The organism is Geopseudomonas sagittaria (genome assembly GCF_900115715.1).
Taxonomy (GTDB): domain Bacteria; phylum Pseudomonadota; class Gammaproteobacteria; order Pseudomonadales; family Pseudomonadaceae; genus Geopseudomonas; species Geopseudomonas sagittaria.
In genome coordinates, this window is record NZ_FOXM01000019.1 from 82,120 (window position 1) to 93,684 (window position 11,565).

Annotated in this window: 10 protein-coding genes and 1 pseudogene; 3 read left to right on the forward strand and 8 right to left on the reverse strand. The window is 70.1% G+C overall.

Annotated features, from left to right (window positions below):
* Positions 1–21: 21 nt before the first annotated feature.
* Positions 22–549 (reverse strand): DUF3087 domain-containing protein, encoded by a 528-nt coding sequence (locus tag BM297_RS18825; protein ID WP_092434580.1) that lies wholly within the window; start codon positions 547–549, stop codon positions 22–24.
* A 357-nt stretch (positions 550–906) separates the two neighbouring features.
* On the opposite strand from BM297_RS18825, the gene BM297_RS18830 reads away from it, so the two are divergent.
* Together BM297_RS18830 and BM297_RS18835 are read left to right on the forward strand one after the other, a co-directional pair.
* Positions 907–2,286 (forward strand): YjgN family protein, encoded by a 1,380-nt coding sequence (locus BM297_RS18830; RefSeq protein WP_092434582.1) that lies wholly within the window; start codon positions 907–909, stop codon positions 2,284–2,286.
* A complete protein-coding gene (locus BM297_RS18835) occupies positions 2,283–3,338 on the forward strand; it encodes a M48 family metallopeptidase (RefSeq protein WP_217648286.1) in 1,056 nt (351 codons plus the stop codon). The genes BM297_RS18830 and BM297_RS18835 overlap by 4 nt, the downstream gene beginning before the upstream one ends.
* A 123-nt stretch (positions 3,339–3,461) precedes the next feature.
* Here BM297_RS18835 and BM297_RS18840 read toward each other — a convergent pair whose 3' ends face one another.
* A complete protein-coding gene (locus tag BM297_RS18840; RefSeq protein ID WP_092434606.1) occupies positions 3,462–5,825 on the reverse strand; it encodes a penicillin acylase family protein in 2,364 nt (787 codons plus the stop codon).
* Positions 5,826–6,117: 292 nt separating this feature from the next.
* Between BM297_RS18840 and BM297_RS18845 the strand changes: the two genes are divergently transcribed.
* Entirely contained in the window at positions 6,118–7,176 is a 1,059-nt protein-coding gene (locus BM297_RS18845; protein ID WP_245768297.1) for a TRAP transporter substrate-binding protein, read from the forward strand.
* Between the two features lie 111 nt (positions 7,177–7,287).
* Here BM297_RS18845 and BM297_RS18850 read toward each other — a convergent pair.
* The 6 genes and pseudogenes from BM297_RS18850 to BM297_RS18875 form a co-directional block, all read right to left on the reverse strand.
* Positions 7,288–7,485: pseudogene (locus tag BM297_RS18850) on the reverse strand (4-oxalocrotonate tautomerase); the annotation flags it as partial.
* A 48-nt stretch (positions 7,486–7,533) separates the two neighbouring features.
* Complete coding sequence (gene dmpH / locus BM297_RS18855) at positions 7,534–8,328, reverse strand: 2-oxo-3-hexenedioate decarboxylase (protein WP_092434594.1); 795 nt, start codon at positions 8,326–8,328, stop codon at positions 7,534–7,536.
* Positions 8,328–9,362 (reverse strand): 4-hydroxy-2-oxovalerate aldolase, encoded by a 1,035-nt coding sequence (dmpG, locus tag BM297_RS18860; protein ID WP_092434597.1) that lies wholly within the window; start codon positions 9,360–9,362, stop codon positions 8,328–8,330. The genes dmpH and dmpG overlap by 1 nt, the downstream gene beginning before the upstream one ends.
* A gap of 11 nt (positions 9,363–9,373) precedes the next feature.
* Positions 9,374–10,312, reverse strand: a complete 939-nt coding sequence (locus BM297_RS18865) for an acetaldehyde dehydrogenase (acetylating) (RefSeq protein ID WP_092434600.1) — start codon at positions 10,310–10,312, stop codon at positions 9,374–9,376.
* Between the two features lie 14 nt (positions 10,313–10,326).
* Positions 10,327–11,109: a 2-oxopent-4-enoate hydratase gene (dmpE, locus tag BM297_RS18870; RefSeq protein WP_092434603.1), complete on the reverse strand. Its 783-nt coding sequence runs from the start codon at positions 11,107–11,109 to the stop codon at positions 10,327–10,329.
* Positions 11,110–11,241: 132 nt separating this feature from the next.
* A partial coding sequence (locus tag BM297_RS18875; protein WP_139231085.1) for an aldehyde dehydrogenase family protein occupies positions 11,242–11,565 on the reverse strand: 324 nt, incomplete at its 5' end.

Sequence of the window (11,565 nt, forward strand, 5' to 3'; positions counted from 1 at the left end):
GCCGGCTTGGCGCGGCCGGCGTCAGACGCCGGCCTGCTTCACCGCCGCCAGCCAGGCCGGATCCAGGCGCGGCTGGTCGGTGTCCAGGCCCAGCGCCTCCATGCGCGCCCGATGTTCGTCGATCTCGCGCACCATCTGGCTGAGGGCGCTGGAGTTGCCGTCCAGCTGGTGCATCTGGGTCAGCCCCAGGTGATAGAAGCGCAGCAGCTTCATCGCCAGCGGATCGCCGGCCGCCACCCCGGCTTTGACGTGATGCATGACGTTGGTGACGCTCATCAGGCTGCGCTTGAGCTGCCAGCCGTAGACCGCCGCGGCCATCCACGGCTGCGACCAGAACAGCCGGCGCACCAGCAGCACGGTCAGCAGCACGCCGGCAAGCACCCCGCCCAGATTCCAGCGGAAATTGTCGCCGCCGGGCTCGCCGAACAGCAGCACGGCGAGGCCGGCCAGCAGCATGGCCAGCGGCGCGAAGATCAGCAGCACGATCAGCGTGCTGCGCCGCGTCTGCCGCCGGTAGGCTTGCGGATTGAACTCTTGGATCTCGAACATCACTGGCGCGGACTCCGTCATTGAGCGGCTATCGATCGGCGCATTATCACCCGGAAGCCTGCGCCGCGACGGGTTGCCCGCTGCTGAAAGGGTGATGGCCATGATTGGCGGGGCAACGCTGGCGCAGCGGAGCGGTGGCGGCATGCGCCGGTGATTGGAGGGTGGCGCCATTGCCTCTATGATGCTCGACGCTGCCTGCGAGCTGCCCGGAAGGCATGGCCGCAGCGGCGCGGAATGAACGCCTGCAGGGAAGCTGGCCGGTTTGGCGGGGGATCGCCCAGACCGACGGCAGGCCGGATTGCCAGCCCTCAGGGACTTGATGCGCGACAGGGGATATGCCCCCAGGGAGAAGTGTCGATGACGGATGCAGTGTATGCGGTGGTGTTCAGGGGCGAGGTGCTCGAGGGCTTCAGCAGGGAGCAGGTGCAGGCGAGCTTCGCCCGGCTGCTCGGGCTGGACGCGGAGCGGCTGGAACAGCTGTTCTGCCAGCCGCGCACGGTGCTGAAGAAGGGGCTTGGCCACGATGCGGCCGTGCGTTATCGCGATGCCCTGCAGCGCCTCGGTGCCGCCGTCAGCGTGGAGGCCGCGGCCATCACCCAGCCCGCTGCGGCGCCGGCCGAGCCAGCGCAGATTCCGCGCCAGCCGGCGACGGCCGCGCAGGACGGGTCGCCGGCAGCGCCCACCGGCCGCGCGGCCACCCGGGCCGCTGGTGCACCGCCGGCTGCGGCGGGCAGCCGTGGCCAGGCAACGGCCAGTGCCGCGCCACGCCAGCTGGCCTTCACGTTTCACGGTGAAGGCTTCGAGTTCTTCCGCATCTGGATCGTCAACATCCTGCTGTCCATCGTCACCCTCGGCATCTATTCGGCCTGGGCCAAGGTGAGGACGCAGCGCTACTTCTACGGCAACACCCAGCTCGACGGCAGCAGCTTCGACTACCTCGCCGATCCGCTGAAGATCCTCAAGGGGCGGGTGATCGCCTTCGCCTGCCTGGTGGTCTATTCGGTGGCCGGCGAGCTCTCGATGGCGCTCGGCGCGGTGATGGGCCTGCTGCTGCTCGTCGCGCTGCCGTGGATCATCGTGCGCGGGCTGAGCTTTCGCAACAGCAACAGCGCCTGGCGCGGCGTGCGCTTCGGCTTCGACGGCAGCTATGGCGGCGCGGCGATGGCCTTCCTGGTCTGGCCGCTGCTGGGCGCGCTGACGCTGGGCATCCTGATGCCGCTGGCGATGCACAAGCAGCAGCGTTTCATTGCCGGCAACAGCCGCTACGGCACCTCGCGCTTCGCGTTCGACGTCGGCGCCCGCCCGTTCTACCTGATCTTCCTGGCGATGCTGGGCATCGGCGTCGCTGCCGGCGTGCTGGTGAGCGTGCTGAGCGGCCTGAGTCCGGCCCTGGCGTCGGCGGTCGGCGCGCTGGCCTATCTGCTGCTGTTCGCCTTCTTCAACGTCAGGTTCACCAACCTGGTCTACGGCAACCTGGTGCTGGGCGACAACCACCTGGTCGCGCAGTACCAACTGGGCAGCTACGCCGTGCTGATGCTGGTGAACATGCTCGGCATGGCGCTGACCCTCGGCCTGTTCTATCCGTGGGCCAAGGTGCGCAACGCACGCTATGCCGCCGAGCACATGGCGCTGGTGGCCGGCGACGATCTCGACGGCTTCATCGCCGCCCGGCGCCAGGAGGTTTCCTCCCTCGGCGGCGAGTTCGCCGACATGTTCGACGTGGGACTGGCCCTGTGAGCGCAGCGGCTGTGCACGAGCTGGCCGGCACCTGGTTCGGTGGCGCCTCGTCACGGCCGGTCGCCGCCACCCTGCTCGTCGCCGACGGCTGCCTGCGGGTGATCGCCGGCGACGCCCTGCTGGCCGGGCCGCTGCCGCTCGCTGAGGTGGTCGTCAGTTCGCGCCTCGGCAACACGCCGCGCATGCTGCGCCTGGCCGACGGCGCCAGCTTCGAGACCGCCGACAACGCTGGCGTCGACCGCCTGCTGGGCGACCGGGGCAGGCGCCACGGCCTGGTCCACCGCCTGGAGTCCAGCCTGCGCTATGTGCTGCTCGGTCTGCTGGTGACCATCGCCTTCGTCTGGGGCGGCGTGCGCTACGGCATTCCGGCGCTGGCCGAGGTCAGCGCCTTCGCCCTGCCGGAGGCGGCCAGCCGGCAGATCGGCGAGGGCGTCCTCGAGCTGCTCGACGACGAGCTGCTGTTTGCCTCCGAACTGGACGCCGCGGAGCAGGCGCGCCTGCGCAGCCGTTTCGCGCCGCTGATGGCGAGCAGCGGCCTGGCGATCCGGCTCGAGTTCCGCAAGGCGGCGCAGCAACTGGGCGCCAACGCCTTTGCGCTGCCCTCGGGCACGGTGATCTTCACCGACCAGCTGGTGCAGCTGGCCGAGCGCGACGAGGAGCTGCTGGGGGTGCTGGCCCACGAGATCGGCCACATCGAGCGGCGCCACGGCCTGCGCCAGGTCCTGCAGGGCTCGGCGCTCGGTCTGCTGGCGATGACGGTGACCGGCGACGTGTCCTCGGTGTCGTCGCTGATCGCGACCATTCCGGTGATCCTGACCCAGCTCGGCTATTCGCGCGACTTCGAGCACGAGGCCGACCGCTTTGCCGCCGACCTGCTGGCCAGCCACGGCATCGACGCCGCCCACCTGGGCACGATGCTGCTGCGCCTGGAGACGGCCATGCGGAAATGCCCCGCGGCGGAGCGCTGTGCGGACCCGGACAGCGGCTGGAGCAGCTACCTGTCCACCCACCCGCCCACCGCCGAGCGCCTGCCCCGGCTCAACGGCCGCTGAGCCTGGCGCGCTTCCGGGGCTTCGGCCCCGGAGCGGCAACGCCAGGCCGTCCCCCGCTCCGTCAACGCGGCCCCGTCAGCCGCAACCACGCCAATCCGGTCACGACGGCTCCCGCCCGCAGCCTTACGGCCGCAGCCACAGCACCCCGCTCGCCTCGGCGTCGATGGCAGCGGCGTCCAGGTGCAGCGGCCGGTAGTCGCCGCGCAGGTAGGCTTCGCTCTGGTCGGCGTAGTGCGGGTCGAAGGGCACGCCGCTCTGTCCCAGCGGGCTGCTGCCCAGCGCCTGCTGCGGGGCGGCGAAGTCGACCAGCCGACGGATCGACGGGCCGTAGCTCACCGGCCAGGGCGCCGGGCCGAACTTCTGCGCCAGGTTGTTCGGCGTCTCGTGGCTGCCCGGCGCGGCGAAGGCGCCGACGTTGAGCAGGCGGTCCAGCGGCGCGACGCGGCCCAGCGGATGCTCGAAGGTCAGGGTGTGCGCGCGGCCCCACTGCCAGCCGGCCGGATCGGCGCCCAGCACGCTCTGCAGATGGGCGAGGCTGGCCTGCCAGGCGCGCGCGACGATCGCCGCGCGCGCCTCTCGCTCGGGCGTGGCGCGGTCGTCCCACCAGGGCGCGGCGGCATCGGCGGCCAGCACCGGCAGCGCATGGTTGATCGCCCGGGTGGCCAGCAGCGCGGCGAAGAACTCCTCGCCCAGCTCGTCGGCCAGCGCCTCGCGGGCCAGCTGGTAGAGCAGCTGGTTGAACAGCACCGCGGCGCGCGAGTCGAGGCGGTGCTCGCCGTCCCAGGCGGCCAGCTCCTCGAGCAGGGCGCGCTGCTGCGCCGGCACCGCCGCGCGCAGCTCGGCCAGCAGCGGCGTGAGGATGCGCCGCGGCAGGTCGCTGCCGCCCTCCAGCTGCAGGGCCTGGCTGTTCTCCACGTCCCAGCGCATATCGGTGTGGTCTAGGCGTTCGCGCAGGCGCTGGTAGCGCTCCGCCGGGTTGTAGTAGCCGGGCACGGCGAAGCCGTCCGGCGCCTGGTTGGCCGACAGCACGTAGCCGCGCGGCGGGTTTTCCTCGCGCGGGTTGGCGCTGAACGGCAGCGGCCGGGGCGGCGCCGCCGCGGCGCTGGCGCCGTCGATGACGAAGGCCGGATGGGCACCGGCCGGGCGTTCGAGCAGGCGTCCCGCCGCCCACCAGGCGATGTCGCCGCTCGCCGCGGCCCAGACGATGTTCAGCCCCGGCGCCTCGATGCCGGCCGCCGCGTTGCGCGCCTTGGCCAGAGTGTCGGCGCGGTTGAGCTGGTGGAAGGCGCCAAGGATCGGGTTGGCCGCCTCGAGGAACACCCAGCGCAGCGCCAGCGGGGTCGGCCCGGCCAGCGCGCCGAGGGCGTCGTTGACCAGCGGGCCGTGCGGCGAGCGGCGCAGGGTCAGCGCCACCGGCGCGGCGTCCTTCACGGCGATCTGCTCGCGGCGGCTCTCCAGGGTCACCCACTGCCCTTCGTGCCAGACCTGCTCGGGATCGGCCGGGTTGACCCGCTCGGCGATCAGGTCGAGGTCGTCGTTCTGGAACATGGTCAGGCTCCAGCCGAAGTCGCGGTTGTGGCCGAGCAGGGCGAAGGGGATCAGCGCGTGGTGCTGGCCGTACAGCTCGAAGCCGGGCGCCGACAGGTGGGCGCTGTACCACACCTGCGGCACGCTGAAGCGGATGTGCGGGTCGCCGGCCAGCAGCGGCTTGCCGCTGGCGGTGCGGCTGCCGCCGAGCGCCCAGGCGTTGCTGCCCTCGAACTGGCTGAGGCCGCCGCGCCCCGGTGCCGCGCCGGCCAGCTGGGCCAGGGCGTGCAGGCCGCGCCAGTCGGCGGCGGCCAGCGCCGGGCTGGCGCCCTGCTCCGCGGCGGCGGCGAGGCCGAAGATGGCCAGGTAGTCGGCGCCCAGCCGGTCGCGGATATGGGTCAGCACCGGCTCGGTGCGCAAGGCGGCGGCGAAGCTGTAGGCCATGTAGCCGATCACGCTGAAGGTGTCCTCGGCGCTGAACGGCCGTGGCCGGATGCCGAGGAGGTCGAACTCCAGCGGCAGCGGGCGGCTGGCCTGGTAGTGGTTGATGCCGTCGAGGTAGGCCTGCAGGCCCTGCCAGGCCGCACTGCGCTGGTCCTCGCGGGCCACCGCGGCGGCGGCCTGCTCGCGGATGCGCAGGCTGCGGAACAGGCGGTCGGTGTCGACCAGCTGGGCGCCCAGCACCTCGGCCAGCTCGCCGCGCGCCAGGCGGCGCAGCAGCTCCATCTGGAACAGGCGGTCCTGGGCATGCAGGTAGCCCAGCGCGCGGTACAGGTCGGTCTCGCTGTCGGCGCGGATATGCGGCACGCCTTGGGCGTCGAAGCGCACCGCCACCGGCGCGGCGAGGCCGGGCAGGCGCAGCTCGCCGGCGCGCTGCGCCTGCTGGTCGTTGAGATAGAAGGTGCCGCCGGTCGCGCCGAGCACCAGCACCCCGGCCAGGGCGGCCAGCCAGCGGCGCAGCCGCCGCGGACGGCGAACGGCGGACGGGGAGGAACTGGGCAGGGACACGGCAACGCTCCGGCAGGCACAACGGGGCGCGTATGTTACTGCCTCGCCCGCCTGCGCGGCTGCCCGCCGGGCCGATCCGCGCGGCACGCCGGCCCTCACAAGCGCTTCCCGCACTTTGTGTGCGCCTACCGCACACAAGCCGCCGCAGCGGATTGTTCCCGCCCTGCCCGCCCACCAGCATAGGCTGCGGCCCGCGACGGGCCGCACTCGCACCCTCGACCCAACAAGAAAAAGGACAGTCACGGTGAAACTTCTGCGTACCACTCTCGCGGCGCTGTGCATGAGCAGCAGCCTGGCGGCCACTGCCGCCACCCCACAGCCGGCGGTCGTCACCCTCAAGGTGCACCACTTCATGCCCAACGACTCGGTCACCCAGCGCGAATTCCTGCAGCCCTGGGCCGACAGGATCAGCCGCGAGTCGGGCGGGCGCATCCGCTTCCACTTCTTCCCGGCGATGCAGCTCGGCGGCAAGCCCTCGCAGCTGGTCGACCAGGTGCGCGACGGCACCGCGGACATCGTCTGGACCCTGCCCGGCTACACCAGCGGCAACTTCCCGCTGACCGGGGCGTTCGAGCTGCCGTTCATGAACCGCACCGCCGAGGCCAGCAGCCAGGCCATGTGGGACTTCCTGCAGGCTCACGGCCAGCAGGAGTACCGGGGCATGCAGCTGCTCGCCACCCACCTCACCGACAGCGTGGTACTGCACAGCCGCAAGCAGCCGATCCGCAGCATGGCCGACTTCGCCGGTCTCAAGCTGCGCACCGCCAACCCGGTGCAGAGCCGGCTGATCAGCCTGTTCGGCGGCCAGCCCCAGGCCATGCCGATCAATCCGGTGCCGGCCGCGCTGGCCCGCGGCCTGCTCGACGGCGCCGCGGTGCCGTGGGACGTGGTCACCTCGGTCAAGCTGCAGGAACGGGTCAAGCATCACACCGAAATGGCCGAGGGCATGCCCAAGCTGATGCACGCGGCGCTGGTGCTGGCGATGAACAAGGCGCGCTACGACGGCCTGCCTGACGACCTCAAGCAGATCATCGACGCCAACAGCGGTCGCGCCCTGTCGGCGCGCGCCGGGCGCCTGTGGGACACCGGCGTGGTGGAAACCGGCCGCCAGAGGGCCCGCGAGCGCAACAACGAGATCCACTTCCTCGCCGCCGACGAGCAGCAGCGCTGGATGGACGCCGCGCGCAGCCTGGACGGCGACTGGGTGACGGAGGTGGAGAGCAAGGGCTATCGGGATGGTGCCGGCCTGCTCAGGGAGGCGCGCCAGCTGGTGACCAAGTACAGCGGCCAGGCGGCGCGCTGAGGCGGGCATGGCGGCTGCGTAGCGGCCGCCATTGGTTACCGGTGTTGCGGGGCGCAGGCGCGCAGCGCAACACCGGCGCTGAAACCGATCTGCGGGACTGACTTGTGGAGCTTACTTGCGGATCTTGCTGGCCGGTTCGCCGGCGATGCCCCAGTGGCTCTTGGGCACCTCGGTGATCAGCACGCGCACGCGGTCGAGCGGCGAGTCGAGGGTGCGCGCCAGCGCCTCGCTGACCTCGCGGATCATCGCTTCCTTCTGCTCGTCGCTGCGGCCTTCCATGATGTGCACATGGGCTATCGGCATTGCCGGTTTCCTCCGAAAAAGACCCCGGCCAGCGGCCGGGGCAAAAGGGGTGACTCAGACGAAGCGGGCCGATACCGAGCCCAGGCCCTGATAGCGCACGGTGACGTTGTCGCCCGGCTCCACCGACACCGCGGCGGTGATGCCGCCGGTCATGATGAAGGTGCCGGCCGGGATGTGCTCGCCGCGCTCGGCCAGCAGGTTGGCCAGCATGGCCACGCTGGACAGCGGATGACCGAGCACCGCGGCGCCGGCGCCGACTTCCACCACTTCGCCGTTCTTCTCCATCACCACGCCGAGGGTGCGCAGGTCGACGTCCTCGAGGTTGGCCATCTGGCCACCGGTGATGTAGCGGGTCGACGAGGCGTTGTCGGCCACCACGCTGATCAGGTCGAACTTGAAGTTCTCGTAGCGCGAGTCGATCACCTCGACGGTCGGGATCACGTAGTCGACCGCCGCGATCACGTCGCCGATGTGGCAGCCCGGACCGCGCAGCGGCGCCTTGGTGACCACGGAGATTTCCGCCTCGATCTTCGGGTGGATCAGCTTGGAGCAGTCGACCACGCCGCCGTCCGGCACGCTGAAGTAGTCGGAGAGGAAGCCGTAGATCGGCGTTTCCACGCCCATCTGCGCCATCTTCGCCCAGGAGGTCAGGCCCATCTTCAGGCCGACGGTCTTGTTGCCGCGCGCTTCCTTGCGGCGACGGATTTCCCACTGGATGTCGTAGGCGTCGGCGAAGGTCATCTGCGGGAAGTCGTTGGTCACCTTGCTGATGTCGTGGACATTCAGCTCGGCGCCTTCGACGTGCTCGGCCAGGGCCAGCACCTGCTCGCGGGTCAGGGTACGGTTCATCAGTTGTGCTCCTTACGGGCGGCCAGCAGGTCCAGCGCCACATCAACGATCATGTCTTCCTGGCCGCCGACCATGCGCCGGCGGCCCAGTTCGACGAGGATATCCAGGGTCTTCAGGCCATACTTCGCGGCGGCCACTTCGGCGTGGCGCAGGAAGCTCGAGTAGACGCCGGCGTAGCCGAGGCCGAGGGTCTCGCGGTCGACGCGCACCGGACGGTCCTGCAGCGGACGCACCAGGTCGTCGGCGGCGTCCATCAGGCGATAGAGGTCGGTACCGTGGTTCCAGCCCATGCGCTCGGCGGCGGCGATGAACACCTCCAGCGGCGCGTTGCCGGCACCGGCACCCATGCCGGCCAGGCTGGCATCGATGCGGTCGCAGCCCTCTTCCACCGCGGTGATCGAGTTGGCCACGCCGAGGCTGAGGTTGTGGTGGGCGTGCATGCCGGTCTGGGTCGCGGGATCGAGTACGGCCTTGAAGGCGCGCATGCGGTCACGGATGTCCTGCATGTTCATGGCGCCACCGGAGTCGGCCATGTAGATGCACTGCGCGCCGTAGCTTTCCATCAGCTTGCCCTGGGCGGCCAGCTGCTCGGCCGGGATCATGTGGCTCATCATCAGGAAGCCGACGGTGTCCATGCCCAGGCTGCGCGCGTACTCGATGTGCTGCTTGGAGACGTCCGCTTCGGTGCAGTGGGTGGCGATGCGCACCGAGCGGGCGCCGGCGTCGTAGGCGGCCTTGAGGTCGTGCACGGTGCCGATGCCGGGCAGCAGCAGCACGGTGATCCTGGCGTGCTGGATGACGTCGGCGGCGGCCTCGATCCACTCCAGGTCGGTGTGCGCGCCGAAGCCGTAGTTGAAGCTGGAGCCCTGCAGGCCGTCACCGTGGGTGACTTCGATGGAATCCACCTTGGCCTCGTCCAGGGCGCGGGCGATGTCCTGCACGTTCTGCAGCGAGTACTGGTGGCGCACGGCGTGGCTGCCGTCACGCAGGGTGACGTCGGAGATGTACAGCTTCTTGCTCGGATCGAAGGTCATGGCAGTGCTCCTCAGCCGTTGATCATGGAAAGAGCCATGCGCTCGGCGGTGGCCAGCGCGGCGGAGGTCATGATGTCGAGGTTGCCGGCGTAGGCCGGCAGGTAGTGGGCGGCACCTTCGACTTCGAGGAACACCGAGGTCTTCAGCCCGGAGAACAGGCCGTGGCCGGGGATGAGCAGCGGCTTGTCTTGCGGAATCACGTCGAACTGCACCTTCTGCTTCAGGCGGTAGCCCGGCACGTAGGCCTGCACGGCCTGGGCCATTTCCTCGACCGAGGCTTCCACTTTCGCTTGGTCGACCAGCTCGGAAAGCACGAACACGGTGTCGCGCATCATCAGCGGCGGCTCGGCCGGGTTCATGACGATGATCGCCTTGCCCTTGGCGGCGCCGCCGATCACTTCGATGGCCTTGGAGGTGGTCTCGGTGAACTCGTCGATGTTGGCGCGGGTGCCCGGGCCGGCGGATTTCGAGGCGATCGAGGCGACGATCTCGGCGTAGTGCACCTTGGCCACGCGCGACACCGCGGCGACCATCGGGATGGTGGCCTGGCCGCCGCAGGTGACCATGTTGACGTTGAGCGCATCCAGGTGCTCTTCCAGATTGACCACCGGCACGCAGTACGGGCCGATGGCCGCCGGGGTCAGGTCGATCAGGCGGATGCCGGGCTTGAGGCTGCGCAGGAAGGCGTCGTTCTTGACGTGGGCGCCGGCCGAGGTGGCGTCGAACACGAAGTCGATGTCCTGAAACACCGCCATGCGGGTCAGGCCTTCGACGCCCTCGTGGGTGGTGGCCACGCCCATGCGCGCGGCGCGCGCCAGGCCGTCGGAGGCCGGGTCGATGCCGACCATCGCGCCCATCTCCAGATGCTTGCCGTTGCGCAGGATCTTGATCATCAGGTCGGTGCCGATGTTGCCGGAGCCGATGATGGCGACTTTGAGTTTCTTGCTCATGTTCAGGCTCCCGGTCAGACGAAGCGCACGCTGGCGCTGCCGATGCCACCGATGTCGACGCGCATGCAGTCGCCGGCCTTGACCGGCTCCAGCGGTACCAGCGAGCCGGAGAGGATCACTTCGCCGGCCTTCAGGCCGATGCCGAAGTGGCCGAGGGTGTTGGCCAGCCAGGCCACGCAGTTGACCGGCGAGCCCAGCGCGGCGGCACCGGCGCCGGTGCTGATCTGCTGGCCGTTCTTCTCCACCACCATGCCGCAGGTGACCAGGTCGACCTGGCGCGGGGAGACGGCCTGGTCGCCGAGGATGAACAGGCCGCAGGAGGCGTTGTCGGCTACGGTGTCCTGGATCTTGATCTTCCAGTCCTGGATGCGCGAGTCGACCACCTCGAAGCAGGGGATCACGCACTCGGTGGCGGCCAGCACGTCGGCGTTGGTCACGCCGGGGCCCATCAGGTCCTTCTTGAGGATGAAGGCGATCTCGCCCTCGGCCTTGGGCTGGATCAGGCGCTCGCTGATCGGCATCACCGCGCCGCTGCTGAACACCATGGCATCGGTCAGGTAGCCGAAGTCCGGCTGGTTGACGCCGAGCATGGTCTGAACGGCCTTGCTGGTCAGGCCGATCTTCTTGCCGATGATGCGCTCGCCGGCGGCCAGGCGGCGCTCGAGCATGCGCAGGGAGATCTGGTAGGCGTCGTCGATCGACAGGTCGTAGCGGCTGGTCAGCGGTGCCACGGTCTCGCGGCTCAGCATGGCCTGGTAGAGCTCGTCGCCGAGCTGGTTGATCAGTTCGATATTCATGCGCAGTGTTCCTGATGGATGGCGGGGTCCGCTGGCGACATACCTGCAGCGGGCTGCAGGCAGGCCAGCGGGCCGGGGCCGGCGAGGCCGGGCGCAGTCGCCCGCGCCTCGCCGCCGTGGTTCATGGCTGGCTTACAGCTTCACGCAGATGTTCTTCAGTTCGGTGTAGAACTCCAGCGAGTGCACCCCGCCTTCGCGACCGATGCCCGACTGCTTGGCGCCGCCGAAGGCGGTGCGCAGGTCGCGCAGGAACCAGCTGTTGACCCAGACGATGCCGGCCTCGATCTGCCCGGCGACGCGGTGGGCGCGCGAGCTGTTCTCGGTCCAGATCGCCGAGGCCAGGCCGTAGGGCAGGCTGTTGGCCAGCTCGATGGCTTCTTCCTCCGTGTCGAACGGACGGATGTGGCAGCACGGGCCGAAGATTTCCTCGGTGACCACCGCCGAGTCGTCCGGCAG